This is a genomic window from Synergistota bacterium (genome assembly GCA_025060595.1).
Lineage (GTDB): Bacteria > Synergistota > GBS-1 > GBS-1 > GBS-1 > 42-11.
This window is the reverse complement of record JANXBX010000012.1, coordinates 31,477-47,143: the sequence shown is the minus strand read 5'-3', so window position 1 is coordinate 47,143 and position 15,667 is coordinate 31,477. Positions and strand designations below refer to the sequence as shown.

Genomic DNA, 15,667 nt, shown 5'->3' with positions numbered 1-15,667 from the left:
TAGCCCGGCACCCACTCATCAAGCATTAAATTATACCTTAAGAAGGGCTTTAATCCACCGACAAAAAAGGAAATCCTTAAGGGAAAAACAGGGAATTTTAAAGAATACCTAGCTCTATATCTTTATTTCTCCAACTTTCTTTAAAAATCATCTCACAAAAAGAGGAAGTATATAAAGAAGTATTACAGCAAAAAAGGCTATACCTACTCCTATCTTCCATATCTTAAACTCCCTATCAAGTAGCTCCTTAACATCCTTGCTGGGCATGGGAGGAAGCTTAACGACCACCTTATCCAGAGAGACTCCCTTTAAAGCTCCCTCTCTAGAGTAAAGCCAGTATATTAAGAGTCCTAAGCCACACCAGATTGCTCCCGTCCAGACCCCTTCGGTGGGAAGCTGAGTCATCATAACTATATAGGCGATTATACATATTATGGAACCTAAGGTAAGCCAAGGGGCTCTATAAGGCCTTTCAAGATCAGGTCTTTTCCTTCTAAGCCCTATAGCCGCAGCGAAACCTATTACATAATATAAGAGGTCGGCAAACAAGCTTATTGTCGCCACATATATTATGGAACCAGTAGATATCAAAATAAGCATTATTATCCCAAGAAAAGCAATAGCTATATGAGGCGTGCGGAATTTAGGATGAAGGCGAGAAAACCAATCAGGTATTACACCATCAGCAGACATCCTATAAAGATAGCGTGCCGGGGCAGCTATACTGGGGTTTATCGTAGACATATCTCCTCCAAAGGCTATTCCAAGACAGAGTAAAACTAGAGGAAGGCCAGCTATGCCTGCAAGTTTCATCGCCTCAGCATAAGGAGCAGAGGCTTCCCTTAAAGCAGTTAAGGAGTTAGGAGGCGTTATACCAACCAAGAACCATTGAAAGATAGCATTAACACAGAAAACGACAAACGGGCTTAAAAACATAGCTCTTGGTATATTAACTTGAGGATACTTAATCTCGCTTCCCATAGCAACAGCGGTCTCAAATCCGGCGAAGCACCACCAAACCAAAGAGGTAGCTAGTATAAACTCGCTTAACTTGGTATCAGGAAGGGGAGCAAAAGGCTTAAAGTAAGAAAGCTTGACATCTTTAAGCATAACTAAAAACCAGGCTAGAGCACAACCCCAAAAGAAAAACATGAAAGCGTTTTGCCACTTTCCAACGCTTTCAATACCTTTCCAGTTAATATAGATAAAAATTATTAAAACAGCCGCTGCTATAATTCTCTCATCGACGTTTAACGGTACCCCTAAGCCCTCAAGCATCCACTTAAAGTAATTGCTAAAAGCTAGGGCCTCGCCTGTCGCCACAGCTATGAGAGATATAACGAAGTTCCAAGCAGCTAAAAACCCCCAAACCCTACCTAAGCCTAAGGCAGCATAGTTATAAGTCCCACCAGCGAAGGGCAAAGCTGCTCCCATCTCAGCATAAAGAAGTGACGGATAAAGGCTTAACAAAAAGGCAACTAGCGTAGCTAAAATTATAGTAGGGCCAAGCCATCCCACAGCGTTACTACCTACCGTAAAAAGACCGACCCCAATGACAGTTCCAGCGGTGATGGTAACCGCCTCCTTTAATCCCAATGCGCGGACCATTCCCTTATCGATTTCATGAGTATCCAGAGGCTTACGCTCGCCAGAAGACATAGTAATTTCACCTCCGTAAGCTTAAATAGTTATAAGCGAAAAGGGCATGAAGAGCTGCCCCCATCCATAACACATTCTCATCGATATCAAACTTAGGATGATGATGAGGATAGGATATACCCTTCTCATCGTTCCTTATCCCGAGAAAGACAAAAACCCCCTTAGTTTCACTTAGGTAGAAGGAAAAGTCCTCGGAGATCATCGTCATGGGAGCCTCAATAACAGGTCCTAAGAGCCTTCCTATACGAAACACTATATCAACAAGCTCAGGATGATTAACTACAGGAGGATAGGGCATCCTCGAAAGCTCAAAAATACCTTCGCAATCCCAAGCGCTCGAGTACCCCTTAACTATCTTCTCCATCTTAAAGACTATCTCATTTCTTAGGTCAACATCGAAAGTCCTTAAGGTCCCCATTATTATAACCTCATCGGGTATAACGTTGTATGCGCCGCTTCCCTGAAGAAAGGGAAGGGATAAAGCCAAGGGGGCAAATGGGTCCTTTGCCCTTGATACCAGCTTCTGAATAGCGTTATAGATATCAACAGCAGGTGCGGTAGGATCTTTAGCAAGATGAGGAGTAGCTCCGTGTCCACCCCTACCCCTAACTTTAATTAAGAAACCATCAGAAGAGGCCATCAGAGGTCCCTTTCTTGTAGCGATAAATCCCGATGGAAGCTCAAACCAAAGATGCAAGCCAAATATAGCTCCTACGCCTTTTAGGTGCCCTTCATCTACTATATTTTTTGCTCCGCCACCACCTTCCTCAGCGGGCTGAAATATAACCTTGACCTTCCCCTTAAAGGCATCCCTTATCTCGGAGATCACCTTACACGCTCCAAGCAGCATAGCCATGTGTCCGTCATGTCCGCAAGCATGCATCCTACCTGAGATCCTTGATTTATAGGGCACATCATTTTCCTCCTGCATAGGCAAAGCATCCATATCAGCCCTTAAGGCCACAGTTTCAACGCCGCCACAATCCATAATTCCTATCACACCGGTTCCGGCAGCTCTAAAGGTCTCAAAGCCTAAAGATTTAAGCTCCTCCTCAATAGTCTCAGAGGTCCTAAACTCCTCGAACTTAAGTTCAGGATAGCTGTGAAAATCCCTCCTTTTCCCTATTATATATTTCTCTAACTCCTTAGCCTTACCTATTATCAGCTTTTCCATAATTTAATCCTCCCTTAAGGCATCAGGCATTATATAGCCCTTGGCTACAACTCGGGCATCTCCCTCTAAGCAAACATCTCTTACAAGATCCCCTTCTAATCTGAAATCAACCTTAAGAAGACCACCCTTAACCTTAACTGATATAGGAGGGCTCATTCCAAAAAGAAGAGAGGAAACTAAAGAAGAGGCCACAGACCCGGTTCCACACGCCCATGTTTCATCTTCAACCCCCCTCTCATAGGTCCTAACCGTTATCCCATTACTTGAGAGCACCTTAACGAAATTCACATTGGTCCCCTTGTGGAAGATATCGAAAGCATATCTAATCTTTCTGGCCATAGATATAAGCTCCTCATAACTCATGCTATCCACTTCTCCCTTATATATAACAGCATGGGGAACCCCCACTTGAGCAAAATGAAACTCTATCTTCCCAAAACCAAAGTCATGGCTCTTCCCCAACCACACATCCTTTAAGCTTAAATCAAACAACTTAACACGAACATCATCTCCAACTATCTTAGCCTCACAAACTCCAGACAGGGTTTCAAACCTCATATCTCTACCTGAAACCCCCAAAAGATAGGCAAACTTAGCTATACAGCGAGCCCCATTCCCGCACATCTCCCCCTCACTTCCATCGGAGTTAAAATACCTCATCTTAAAATCAGCGATATTAGACCTTTCAAGAAGCATCAAGCCGTCAGCACCTATTGACTTTCTTCTCCTACAAACCAACGCAACGAACTCTGTCACATTAACTCCATTCATTACCCCATCCCTATTGTCTATAACTATAAAGTCATTACCAGCGCCGTTCATCTTATAAAAGGGAATCTCCATCTATTAACCCCCTTTCAAAAGATTTCCATATAAAGAGTATCAAACAAAAGAGGAAATATGTCAATATAAAACCTCAGATACCACAACATTTAATCAAGCCTTTAAAGCGAACTTTCTCTTGAAAGAAAATCTGTAAAAGCTTATAATAATTTTTAGATTTAAAAGAATTCATTATGCACTCTGAGGAGGTGGAAAAACTTGAGAATAAGGAGTTGGCTTTCGATATGGGTACCTTTAGCCATAGCCATAACTGCCATTATCACAGTATCAACGAGTTTATTCTTAAGTAAAGAAATAAACGATAGCTGGAAGAGGCTTTACGCCAATGTGGTATACGAAGATATATTAAAGATGATCAAGACAGAGCAAGATAAAGCTAGTATTGTTGTAGAGACATTGCTTAAGGATAAAGAAATTATCAAAGCCTTTGCAGAAAGAAATAGAGATAGATTAATAGAGCTCGTAATGCCCTTCCACGAGCTATATAATAAAAACTACGACTTCTCTCAACTTCACTTCCACACAGAGGACTGCATATCCTTCTTAAGAACATCAAACCTTAAAAGATACGGAGATGACCTTAAGGCTATAAGAAGCGATATCCTTCATGTTATAAAGACAAAACAGCCAACAACTTCCATAAGCGTTGGTGCGGTAGGACCGCAGATAAGGTATATAGCACCTGTATTTTACGATGGGAAATACGTGGGAAGCCTAGAGGCCAACGTTAATATAACAGAGGGCTTTGCGAAAAAATTCAAAGGTGACGTGATAGTTAAGATATTCTTGGATGAAAAGGGAAACAGGGTCGATGTAATTACGAAGTCTAGGCCAGATCTTGAAGACTTCACCAAACTTTACAACATCGAAGACCTTCTTAAGGGAAATCCCCAGAGATTCATAGAGGGTAACTTTGCTTATATAGCGGCTCCAATAAAGGATTTTGAGGGGAAAACCTTCGCAGCGGTTTTTGAGAGAGTAAACATCTCAGAGATCATATCTCGCATAGATAGGTCCCTTACCTTACAAATAGCGATCTCCTCTATCATAGTCTTAATAATATTAACCATAAGTCTTCTTATAGGAAGAAATATCAAAAGGAGGCTCTCTCAGTTAGAAGACGCAATGGATAAGCTCTCTCAGGGAGAGCTATCCCTTGGAATAGATAGCTCAAGCAGTGACGAATTTTCGCTTATAGGGAAAAAGCTCTCTTCCGTTATAGAGAGAATAAAGGATATAATCTCCTCCTCTACCTTAACTGCAGATAAAGTCGCATCAGCATCAGAAAAGATCTTCTCAGCTATAAACAACGTCAATTCGCAGATACAAAGCATAACAGCAACAATTCAAGAAATATCTGCACTCGCTGAAAGCAATTCTGCCTCAATAGAGGAAACTAACGCTGGAATAGAGGAGGTGGCTGCTGGAGCGCAAACCGCCGCAAAATCAGCAAGTAGCGCTGCAGAAGTAGCTACACTAACGCTTGAAATCGCAAATAAGGCATCTAAGGAGTTATCTCAGAACGCGACTAACCTATCTCATGTATCAAAAGAAGCGGAAGAGAGCCTGAAGATAATCGAACGCCTGGTATCTTCGATTCAGAAGGTCACTGGATTTGTATCAACCATTACATCGATCGCAGACCAGACTAACCTTTTGGCATTAAATGCTGCTATAGAGGCAGCTAGAGCTGGCGAACTCGGAAGAGGGTTTGCTGTAGTAGCTGAAGAGGTAAGAAAGTTAGCCGAGGAATCAGCGAGGGCAGCAAAAGAAATATCACATGTGATAGGAACCCTTTCCAAAGAGTCCGAGATAGCTGCATCAGCCATAAGAAAATCAGTCTCTGATATCCTAACATCATCAAAAAGCATCTCAGATATGGCTTCCGAGATGAACAAAATCATAGAAAAGATGAAAGAGCTTAACGATGCTGTGCAAAATATAGCCTCTGCAGCTCAAGAACAATCAGCTTCAACTCAAGAGATGGCCGCCGCTACAGATCAGATAGCTAAAGATGTTATAAAAATAAGTGAGAACATAAATAGCACATCGAAGGCTATAGAAGGCATAGCATCCCACTCTGAGATACTATCTAAGGAAGCGGATGATCTCGCAAAGTTAGCCACATCCTTAGAAAAGGCTCTATCTTTCTTTAAAACATCCACCTCTAAAGCTATAAGGCCAGTTTAGGTAATACCTGAAAGTAAAAGCCAAACTATAGATAATGCGCTTTAGCACCCCAATACAATAGTTGATATTTCTAATAAAATATTACTTAAACAGCCTTGACTGAAAAGCGCTAAAGAAGTATGATTTAGAAAATAAAATCACAAAAGGAGACAGATAGTGATGAAAAGAGTAACAATCGTAAGCGTAGCGGCTTTCCTATTCTCCTTGATCGTCTCGAGTTGCGCTCTTGGAGGCGTAGGGTACTGGTTAGGAAACAGATATTATTACACATACGATGATGGCTTAACTTTAAGAAGTTATTTATTGGGAAACAGGCTTTTCACGGACTGGGATGATGGCTTAAGCGCCGTAACATATAAAATTGGAAGAACCATCTATACCGATTACAGTAATGGTTTAAGAAGCGTTACCTACAAATTAGGAAACCAATATCATTCTTACTGGGATAACGGCTTAAGCTCCGTAGCCTACCGCTTAGGAAACAGATACTATATTGACTACGGCTTAGGAAGCCATTTTGAAATTTACAAGTTAGGAAGCTTCTGGCATGTAAATAAGTTGTGGTAAAGGGATCTTGATCTTGGGAGGTTAAAGACCAGTTATATTTATGTGTGTAATGATTTATAAGGAAAGGGAGAAAGATATCCCGCCTCAAGAGATATTAACTAGATGTTGGAACGCCAATCCCCATGGAGCCGGTATAGCGGTACCTCTAAAAGATAGGGTATACTTCATCAAGGGGTTAATGAGCTTTGATGAACTAATCAAAAAGCTATATGAGCTTAACCAGAAACTCAACTTGAGGGATCATAGGCTTCTTATTCACTTAAGATATGGAACCAGTGGGGGAATAAAACCCGAGCTGACACATCCTTTCCCTATAGAGGGTGAGGAGCTCACCTCCCTAGAAGGTTGGGCAAAGGTAATATTAGCCCACAATGGTGTAATAAGAACGCTCGGAAGCAAGGAAAAAAGCGATACCTATGAACTTGCTGAATGGATAAGAAATCTCAGAAAAAAGAAAATCTCCTATAAGGATATAACTCAGATCCTAAAACTCAATAACGGGAGATTTATACTCCTTTCAGGAAGATGGACTAAGCTTATAGGAAATTGGATAGAAAGATACGGTTACCATTTTTCAAACAATAAATTTTAAAAAGGCATACAACTTTTGATACACTCTTCAAGCTCACTAGGAGCCTGAGTTATAACCTCATGGCCCTGGGGCGTTACCACAACCGTATCAGAGTGTCTGAAGCCTCCAACCCCAGGGATGTAAAAGCCAGGCTCTATACTAACGACCATACCAGCTTCAAGGGTATCTTCGGCATCAAATCTAAGATAAGGCCCCTCGTGAGCGCTTAATCCCAGGCCATGTCCGGTCCTATGAATCGCATAATCGCCAAGTCTCGCTTTAACTATTACGTTTCGAGCGGCCTTATCCACATCTTTGCACTTAGCTCCAGGCTTAACAGCCTCGATCGCTGCCCTTTGAGACTCAAGCATGATCTTGAAATACTCCTTATCTTTCTCGGTAGGCTCACCCAAAAAGACTGTTCTCTCACACTCCGCCCTATAACCATCCAAGGCAATTTGACGGCTGTGAATTATTATATCCCCCTTCTTAAGCTTCCTTGCTATCGAGAAAACATGTGGTAAAGCGCTCCTTTCCCTTCCTGATGGAGACATAACGAAAAGCTCAACCCTACGCCCTGGATAGTTTTCTCCTGCATACTTAAGTAAAGCTAAGCCTCCTATTCCATCTACCTCTACCTCAGTTAAGCCCTCCCTGATCGCCTTCAAGCTCTCTACCACACCTAAGCTAACCAATTTACCAGCCTGACGAATAAGCTCAAGCTCCTCTTCATCCTTTATAAGCCTTTCCTTAGCTATAAAGGGAGCGATATCCTTAAACTCAACTATCCCAGCATCTTTCAAAAGCTCAAACAGAGAAAGCGGCAGGGAATCCTTCTCAACCCCGACCCTTCTCCATCCCTTCTTGGATATGATCTTTTTCAGTGCTTCAAAAGGACTTATTCCCTCAGATGCCTTTTCAGGATGTTCATAATAAACGTGTAAATGATCTACCTTAGCATCCTCTTTCGCATGAAGCTCCTCAAGACATGGAACTATCAGATTGCTCTCATCATGAGATATAACAAGAAGTATCGGACGACTATAAATTAAAGCATAAAACCCACTATAATAATACTGATTTAAAGGATTCAAAATTAGCGCAAAATCAAGTCCTTCCTTAAATATACGCTCCCTTAGCTTTTTTACCCTTAAGGGAATACTCTTCAATAAGATCACTCCTTTCTCATTAGCAAAATTATATTGACTAAAAATAGAGTCACTATAGCCGCTGGAGCCGCAACTATAACGCTTGCTAGGCCATAAGGCTTACCTGAAAGCTCCCAAGCAAGCGTGACAATAGCACCTACTACCATGGAAGATATCCCAGCTGATGGTTTAACATTAGGCCACAAAACAGCAGCAAGTAGGGCAGGCGTTATAGAAGCTCCATACATGGTATAAGCATACATCTGAACCGAAAGGACCGTTGGGAAGTAAGTTATAAGTACATAAGCCAGAACCCCCAAGATTATAACTCCCCATCTTGTCACAGCTAAACGACTCTCATCAGTTGCGCTTCTCCTTATAACCCTAGCATATATATCCCAACCGAGGTTAACCGCGCTTGAAAGAAGATACGAGTTACCCGTAGTGATTATAAACGCAGATATCGCTGCAAGGCATAGGGCCCCTATAATAGGAGGCATCGCATCAGAGGAAAGCCTTATTAAGGCCATCCCAGGATTAAGATTGGGGAAAAGAGCTCTTGAGGTCGTAGCTCCATAAGCAACAAGAGGCATAACTACTACTACCCCAAAAAACCAGCCTATTGCTCCCCATTTTGCGGCCTTCGGATCCTTAGCAGCAAAAAATCTCTGATACATGTTTTGGTCACCCAGGATCAGGAAAAACAAAGGGAAGAAGTAACCCATTATAGACAAGGCAGAAAGCCCTCCAAGCTTTAAATGCTCTGGAGGAAGCTTAGATGCTACGGCAGCCCAACCTCCAGCTCCAGATATGGCAACAGGTATCCCTATAGCTAAACCTAAAAGCATTATGCAAGCGCTCATAAAATCAGTATAAGCAACAGAATAAAGACCTCCTAAAACGGCTGAACCAATAACTACAATAGCACCTATCAAGGTGCCGATCTTAGTAGGAATACCTAGCGTAGCGTTTAAGACGAAACCTATTCCACTATATTGATAAGAAGTTATCCCCACATAGGCAAGAATAATTATTAAGCTACCTATGACTCTCGCTGCCTCCCCATACTTATACTCAAGGACATCAGGAACAGTCTGCATCTTAAGCTCATGAATCTTCTTCGACAAAAGATAAAGTATCACTATACCAATAGGAGCAGCCATACCAAAAATTATGGCCACCCATGGACCATGCCTATAAGCTAAGGAGTTAGTACCACCCACAACTGTTCCCGAGCCCATCCATGTAGCCATAAAGGTCCCAGCTAATATAATGCCGGGCAGGCTTCTTCCAGCAACGGTGAAATCCTCCGATGTTTTAACATATTTAGTAAAATAAATACTCAATAGAATTACCGCTAATAGATAAATCACTATAACTAAAAACGCTAAAGACATAACTTAACACCTCCTTGTTCCATTTTATTAAATTATACTATAAAAAGAAAAAATAAAGAAATCTTAAGTACCAGTTTTTTTGAAAATCTCTTCCAGTTTTTTCTTTAAAATCTTTAAATTGCAAACATCCTCCTTATTGTACTCAAGAAGAAGCTTGAGAGACTGGAAATCACCAAATTTCCTATATCTTTCCCACAAAACTATAGCACTCTCTCCATTTACATCCTTAAGCTTTCTTTCTATTCCAAGCTTCCTCTCCACAGCCTTAAGACCGCCATAAAGATTTCCCCTCCAGCATAGATACATCAAGTCGCAGTGATTAAAAATGGCATTGATATCTATACCCAATCTTTCTTTTATAAATATAAGATCGAACCTTGAACCGTTATAGGTATATATATTCTTTACCCCTCTTAAGGCAGAAATTAAATTAAAGTAGGTAATTCCCTCACCTATAAGCTGAACTATCTTATCCTTATACCCTTCAAGGTATATACCTACAACCGTTATCTCAGCGTAAAGAGGGCTTAAACCAGTGGTCTCTATATCAAGATAGGCATTATAAAATGGATATTCTACAACAAAAATATCTTCCGTTTTCTTAGAAACGAAGACCACCTTCACCTACCCCCAAGCCTATCACACTAGCTTTCCTGAAGCTTTTTTTTAACTTATCTTGATAAGAATATACACTTTAAGATAGCAGGTTTCAAGCCCTAAAGAATAAACTCTCCCCTTGCAAATCAGACTTAAGCTGATTTGACTTTTTCTGACCTTTATGATACAATCTTTTTGCCATGAAGATAATAGCCCAGAATAAGAAGGCCTTTCACGACTATGAAATACTTGAAACATACGAAGCGGGGATAGTCCTTCAGGGAAGCGAGATAAAATCCATAAGAGATGGAAGAGTAAACTTAAAAGATAGCTACGCTAAGGTTAAAGAGGGAGAGCTGTGGCTTTACGATATGCATATCTCTCCTTATGATAAGGCTTCCTTCTTTAATCATGATCCTTTGCGTCCTAGAAAGCTACTTTTACACAAAAAGGAAATAGTGAGGCTGATTGGAAAAGTTAATGAAAGGGGCTTGACATTAATACCATTAAAGTTATATATAAATGATAGAGGCAAAGCTAAGATCGAGCTTGCCTTAGCGAAGGGTAAAAAGCTTCACGATAAGAGAAAAGCGATAGCGGAAAAGGATTTAAGAAGAGAGCTTGAAAGGGCGCTTAAGTATAGGTAATGGGGGCGAACGGTTTCGACGGCATATGGGCGTGCGCGGAGAGCGAGCCGAGGTCCCGTATCCTCGTAAAACAACGGGAAGAAAAATAAATGCCGACTATGGTTATGCAATGGCTGCTTAATTAAGCAGCCCATCCTTTTAGCCTGATGCCGCTAAGGCTAAAGGGGTGAAAGGCAAGCGGCTCTTCCATAGAAGGTCGCCCCGCCTTTTATGGAGAAAAGAATCGGGGCTTGCCTTTAAAGGATCCTGCCCTTGGGAGCCTTTAAAGGGAGAGCAAAACAAGGGCTATGCTCGTAGCTGCTCCGGCATCATCATATGTCGGACGCGGGTTCAAATCCCGCCGCCTCCACCATTTTTTATTAAAATTACGGCTTTAAAATCCACCTACTGACTCCTCGAGCTTTTTCCATCCCTCTCTACCAAGCAAATCGCTTAAGGCTCCCTCCCTATCAGCAAAAAGAATCTCACCTGTTGTTGGATCTTTCCAAAACTCTCCAGTTTCCCAAGACCTCTTATAAACCTTAAAAACCTCTCCAGTGGAAGGATCTCTAACGTAAGTTTGATCGCTTAAAAGATTTGTCCACGCTCTACTCATCCAAGAATTAAACTCCTGAGATTTCCTATGCATCTCTCTAACGAAAGCGTTCAGATATTTATTTTCTCTAGTAAACTTCTCTAAAGCGAAAAGGCTCCAATCAGGATTTATCACTAAAGCAGCGTTTATCCCTTTACGCAAGTTAAGCATAGCTAGTAATCTACCTGGCTCAGCTTGAACTACCTCTGCACTAATGTTAACAAAACAATCGGCGCTAGCCACCAGATAATCAGGCCTATAAGAATATACACCGGCACCACTAATAAAAGCCATTCTTTCCTTACCAGAAGAAGATTTTGCGATAACATACCCCTTTATAGAAAAATTTTGAGCATGTGGAGGAAGAGGAATTGATGGCCTACCTGCCGATGCACCTAACTCTTTAAAGAAAGGATTATCTTCTATTTCTCTATATTCTAACATCTGCCAGCTTTCTCCAGTTTCATACCCCCAAAGGTAAATCAAAAAATCAACCACTTCTTTAAAGTTCCTTAAGTATACAGGTGTATCTAAGCTATACCTTTGACCATTTATCGTAAGCACTGAAAAGAAGTTACTACCAAAGTTGCTTTGAAGCATATTTGTGACAACATCTACAAAGTCTACCCTTATAAATTCTCCTCCTCTAGCTATATTATATGTAAACATTCTTTTAGTTCCCTGATCTAACACACCCCCTTGAACAGAAAAACCGGCAGGAATAGGTATCAAGGCAGCTTGAATTCCAGCTTCCGGATCTATTATCTGTCCGTAATTCCAAGCCAATCTTTGCTCAGGTGGTAAAAAAGTTATACTACTTAATACCCTAAAGAGAGCAGCCTTTTCAATTTGGCTTAAATTATGAGGAATAAAAACAGAGACATCAAGTACCGAGTTAGCTCCACTAACTAAGAAACTAACTCTCTTATAGGGACCAGGAAGCCTTGTATTGTATAGGAACATTTGAATGTTAGGATCCAATAAATAGTAAGGATAGTAAAGTCCCTCGGTATAAACTACAACCCCGCTATTATAAACTTTATAAGCTGAGCCTGCATATCCACCATATGAAATAGCTTTACCTTCTGAGATTAGCATTCCTAATGCCTTATTCATATCCGAAGTAGAAACTGCCCTAATTAAAATAAAGCTTTTCATATCTGTTATTAAAAAACCATGAGGCAAAGCTTTAGCAGAATAATAGGGTGGAGATTAATAGGATATAATATACCTTGAAAGCTTATCAAGCATGAAGGAATATTTAGATATTAAAACAATGCACAATGCCCCTAAGTTTAACTATTTGAGGATACCGAATCATAAGGCAAGGAAATGAAGGCTTTCCAAATACCGCCTGCTGGGGGCTGGAAAGCCTTGGATATGGCGGACTAAAAATACCCCAGCCATCTAAGGCGTGCGCTTTCACACAGCTTAGATGACCAGGAGTAAAGATGAGCGAACTATCAGTAGAAAAGGCTAAGCTCCTTGAATTGGTTGATTACCAAAGCAACTCTATCGTAAGTAGAACTTTAGTAGATAAAAAGGCAGGAACGGTCACTTTATTTGCCTTCGATAAGGGACAAGGACTAAGCGAACATATGGCACCTTTCGATGCTATGGTCTTCTTGCTTGAGGGAAGGGCAACGATAAAAATTGAAGGGAAACCCTTCTCCTTGAGCGCTGGTGAGATGATAATAATGCCAGCCAACAAACCCCACTCTGTCAAAGCTGAAGAGAGATTTAAGATGCTTCTTGTAATGATAAGATCTTGAAAACCTTAGCTTTATCAATAGCCTTAGCTTTAACCTTTGCAGGGACAGCCTCAGCATGTATACTTAAAATCTCCCCTTCTACCTTTGAGGCGAAAGTCGGCGAAACCTTGAACTTTAACCTGGAAAGATATCTCACTCACAGAAGCTGTACTCTACCTATAGAGGAAACCAAAATAACGGTTTCCAGAGGGACCATCGTTGATCCTGGAACGTGGAAAAAGGGTAACCCAGATAAGCTTGACTTTAAGGTAAGGTTTGACAAAGAAGGCGACGCGACCGTAAGGGTAGAAAGAAGCTGTCCCAGGGAAGGTCTTATAACCGTAGAAGCCAAAGGCAAGATAATAAAGGACTTATCTACTGCAGGAACAACAAAAGAAAGTAAGGAAACATTACCCCAATCATCATCTAGAACCTTAAGCATGAGCCAAGTAATAGAACCTATAAACCTAAAATTGTGGTATACCTTTTTTGCGATAGGAGTCATAGCGTTTCTATTAAAATTAAGCTCTTATAGAAAACCTTTACTCCTTTTAAGCTTAACCTTTCTGGGGTTTTACCTTGGAGGATGTCCCGAACCGGTTGGAACGCCCTTCTTCTTTCTCTCTAGAAATCAGGCTATGTTCCTGCCAGCTTTGATACTTTTCGCCATACCTCTTGGCATATCCCTTCTATGGGGAAGGGTTTTCTGCGGATGGATATGTCCTCTTGGAGGGGCTCAAGAGTTAATACATAAGGCTCAGGTTCCCATGAGATGTTATCAAGGACTGCCTCCCTATATAGATAGGCCTCTTAAGTGGCTTAAGTTCGCCATACTTATAGGGGTCGGCTATCTCACATGGAGAAGCTCAACCAATATATTTTCCCAATATGAGCCCTTTAAGGTGCTCTTCAATTTCACAGGAACACCTCTGGCTATAGCTATACTGATAATCACTCTCGTCATCTCCCTAATTATAAGCAGGCCCTTCTGCAGATATGCATGCCCCTTTGGAGCGATACTTAAGATAGCTGGAGCTCTATCTTATTTTAAAATCAAGCTTTATAAGGATTCATGTTCAGAGTGTGGCTCTTGCACTAGAGAGGGAGTCTGCCCCATGGGAGCTATAATCTGCGAGATCAACTCCAAAAGACCTAAGATAGACAACTCAGAGTGCATAGCCTGCTTAGAGTGCACAAAAACATGTAAGAGATCAAGCATAGATCTTATGTAATACTCAGGAGGTGAAATACAAGGTGGAACTAATAGTAAATATATTTCTTATCTCCGGATTAGTCTCTATCTGCTCGATGATTTTAGCTACGTTCACGGTGCTATTCAAACCGTGGTTAAGCAAGAGATTCACTCATAAAGCCCTTTTTAAGATCCACAAGATCGCAGGAATCCTAGCCTTGCTTTCAGCGATAAATCATGCTATACTTTACTATATCTTTCTAAGATGAAAGGGGAATTTAAAGGTGAAGATAAAATCACTTTTGATGTTTATCTTAATCTTATTCGCTTCAAGTGCGGCAATGGCTCACCCTCCATCCTCTATAGATGTATCGATAAAGGATAACTCAATAACCTTAATTGTAAAGCATCAGGTCGCAAACCCTTTAGATCACTATATAAGCTCGGTTAAAGTCATTTCCGGAGAAAAGGTGATTTTCGAAGGAAGCTTTAAGGAGCAAAGCTCAAAAGACGAGCATACAATTGATATCCCGCTAAAGGATATTAAGAGGCCCTTCAAGATAACTGTAGAGGCAGTTTGCAACAAATGGGGAAGGTTAACTAAGGAGATAGAGATTAAGTAAAGCCTAATTCCCTAAGAAGGCATGCTACAGCCTTTTCCTTCTGTTTAGCCTCTAATATTAAGTCTATTCTATATCCATTGAACTGCTTTGCAAAATCCAAGAAATCCTTAAGATCGATCCAATCACCATGCTCGCCAAAGCGGTGATCCCTATTAGGCTTAGAGGAAAATGAAACTCTGGAGTCCTCCCTTTCCAGGTAATGATCAAATCCCTTGGATCAAATTCGGCTAATCTCTCAATGAGCCATTCGTTATCACTAATTACTCTAACGAATCTCCTTAAGCTCTCAAGCTTACTGCCGTGAGATCCTCCAATGTGAACAACCACTATAGAGTCCCTACCGAGGCCTAACTTATCAAGTACCCAGAAGTGATACTTCAACTCCCGTAAGGAGGCATCCACAACCTCCTTTCTAGGAGAGCTTAAGCTTACGAACTGCCCTGGATGCATAGTTATCCTTATTGAATATCTTTTAAGCTCGCTTGAGAAGGCTAAAAGATCCTTTTCGATCGGCTCAAGCCATTCCCCTTTGAAGTTCGGGTGAGATGCGAATGGTATAAAATTAGATCCGAGCCTAAATATGGCTAATCCCATCGAAGAAGACAGATTAAGAAGCTTCCTAAAGTCCTCTAAATTTTTTCTGAAAAGCTCATAAACCCTTTCTGGACTTAAGCTAGCTAACCTTAACCTTCTGTTAGTTGTTATCTTACCATCCGCAGTGGAACAAAAAACCC

16 protein-coding genes and 1 other RNA gene are annotated in these 15,667 nt (G+C 41.1%); 9 read left to right on the top strand and 8 right to left on the bottom strand.

Annotated elements, in window-relative coordinates; all coding sequences use genetic code 11:
* Positions 1 to 147 precede the first annotated feature (147 nt).
* The 3 genes from NZ900_08135 to dapF are packed head-to-tail and all read right to left on the bottom strand — an operon-like array spanning position 148 to position 3,676.
* Entirely contained in the window at positions 148 to 1,659 is a 1,512-nt protein-coding gene (locus NZ900_08135; protein MCS7234050.1) for an amino acid permease, read from the bottom strand.
* 7 nt (positions 1,660 to 1,666) lie between these two features.
* Positions 1,667 to 2,833, bottom strand: coding sequence for an amidohydrolase (locus NZ900_08130; protein ID MCS7234049.1), 1,167 nt, complete (start codon positions 2,831 to 2,833; stop codon positions 1,667 to 1,669).
* A 3-nt stretch (positions 2,834 to 2,836) separates the two neighbouring features.
* Positions 2,837 to 3,676 carry a diaminopimelate epimerase gene (gene dapF / locus NZ900_08125; GenBank protein MCS7234048.1) on the bottom strand — a complete coding sequence of 280 codons (840 nt, stop codon included), beginning with the start codon at positions 3,674 to 3,676 and terminating at the stop codon, positions 2,837 to 2,839.
* A 198-nt stretch (positions 3,677 to 3,874) separates the two neighbouring features.
* Here dapF and NZ900_08120 point away from each other — a divergent pair, with 198 nt between their 5' ends.
* The 3 genes from NZ900_08120 to NZ900_08110 all read left to right on the top strand — a co-directional run bounded on the left by NZ900_08120 (position 3,875) and on the right by NZ900_08110 (position 7,025).
* Complete coding sequence (locus NZ900_08120; GenBank protein ID MCS7234047.1) at positions 3,875 to 5,866, top strand: methyl-accepting chemotaxis protein; 1,992 nt, start codon at positions 3,875 to 3,877, stop codon at positions 5,864 to 5,866.
* Positions 5,867 to 6,070: 204 nt separating this feature from the next.
* Positions 6,071 to 6,433, top strand: a complete 363-nt coding sequence (locus NZ900_08115; GenBank protein MCS7234046.1) for a hypothetical protein — start codon at positions 6,071 to 6,073, stop codon at positions 6,431 to 6,433.
* A gap of 49 nt (positions 6,434 to 6,482) precedes the next feature.
* The gene (locus tag NZ900_08110) at positions 6,483 to 7,025 is read left to right on the top strand and encodes a hypothetical protein (protein ID MCS7234045.1); all 543 of its coding nucleotides are present in this window, start codon (positions 6,483 to 6,485) and stop codon (positions 7,023 to 7,025) included.
* On the opposite strand, the gene NZ900_08105 is transcribed toward NZ900_08110, so the two are convergent.
* From NZ900_08105 to NZ900_08095, 3 genes are all read right to left on the bottom strand, one after another.
* Positions 7,022 to 8,173 carry a Xaa-Pro peptidase family protein gene (locus tag NZ900_08105; protein ID MCS7234044.1) on the bottom strand — a complete coding sequence of 384 codons (1,152 nt, stop codon included), beginning with the start codon at positions 8,171 to 8,173 and terminating at the stop codon, positions 7,022 to 7,024. The genes NZ900_08110 and NZ900_08105 overlap by 4 nt on opposite strands.
* 5 nt (positions 8,174 to 8,178) lie before the next feature.
* Positions 8,179 to 9,549, bottom strand: a complete 1,371-nt coding sequence (locus NZ900_08100) for a sodium:solute symporter family protein (GenBank protein ID MCS7234043.1) — start codon at positions 9,547 to 9,549, stop codon at positions 8,179 to 8,181.
* A gap of 63 nt (positions 9,550 to 9,612) precedes the next feature.
* Positions 9,613 to 10,167 (bottom strand): ribonuclease H-like domain-containing protein, encoded by a 555-nt coding sequence (locus tag NZ900_08095; protein ID MCS7234042.1) that lies wholly within the window; start codon positions 10,165 to 10,167, stop codon positions 9,613 to 9,615.
* A 179-nt stretch (positions 10,168 to 10,346) separates the two neighbouring features.
* Here NZ900_08095 and smpB point away from each other — a divergent pair, with 179 nt between their 5' ends.
* Together smpB and ssrA are read left to right on the top strand one after the other, a co-directional pair.
* Positions 10,347 to 10,793, top strand: a complete 447-nt coding sequence (smpB, locus tag NZ900_08090) for an SsrA-binding protein SmpB (protein MCS7234041.1) — start codon at positions 10,347 to 10,349, stop codon at positions 10,791 to 10,793.
* Between the two features lies 1 nt (position 10,794).
* Positions 10,795 to 11,145: a transfer-messenger RNA gene (gene ssrA, locus NZ900_08085) on the top strand.
* Positions 11,146 to 11,166: 21 nt separating this feature from the next.
* On the opposite strand, the gene NZ900_08080 is transcribed toward ssrA, so the two are convergent.
* Positions 11,167 to 12,525 carry a hypothetical protein gene (locus tag NZ900_08080; protein ID MCS7234040.1) on the bottom strand — a complete coding sequence of 453 codons (1,359 nt, stop codon included), beginning with the start codon at positions 12,523 to 12,525 and terminating at the stop codon, positions 11,167 to 11,169.
* Positions 12,526 to 12,818: 293 nt separating this feature from the next.
* Between NZ900_08080 and NZ900_08075 the strand changes: the two genes are divergently transcribed.
* From NZ900_08075 to NZ900_08060, 4 genes are read left to right on the top strand one after another with little or no spacing between them, the layout of a single operon-like run.
* Positions 12,819 to 13,139, top strand: coding sequence for a cupin domain-containing protein (locus NZ900_08075; protein MCS7234039.1), 321 nt, complete (start codon positions 12,819 to 12,821; stop codon positions 13,137 to 13,139).
* Positions 13,136 to 14,350, top strand: a complete 1,215-nt coding sequence (locus NZ900_08070; GenBank protein ID MCS7234038.1) for a 4Fe-4S binding protein — start codon at positions 13,136 to 13,138, stop codon at positions 14,348 to 14,350. Before NZ900_08075 ends, NZ900_08070 begins: the two co-directional genes overlap by 4 nt.
* Positions 14,351 to 14,372: 22 nt before the next feature.
* Complete coding sequence (locus NZ900_08065) at positions 14,373 to 14,579, top strand: hypothetical protein (GenBank protein MCS7234037.1); 207 nt, start codon at positions 14,373 to 14,375, stop codon at positions 14,577 to 14,579.
* 15 nt (positions 14,580 to 14,594) lie between these two features.
* On the top strand, positions 14,595 to 14,933 hold the full coding sequence (locus NZ900_08060) for a hypothetical protein (protein ID MCS7234036.1): 339 nt from the start codon (positions 14,595 to 14,597) through the stop codon (positions 14,931 to 14,933).
* Between the two features lie 63 nt (positions 14,934 to 14,996).
* Here the strand turns inward: NZ900_08060 and NZ900_08055 are convergent, their stop codons facing one another.
* Positions 14,997 to 15,638 (bottom strand): hypothetical protein, encoded by a 642-nt coding sequence (locus NZ900_08055; GenBank protein MCS7234035.1) that lies wholly within the window; start codon positions 15,636 to 15,638, stop codon positions 14,997 to 14,999.
* Positions 15,639 to 15,667 lie beyond the last annotated feature (29 nt).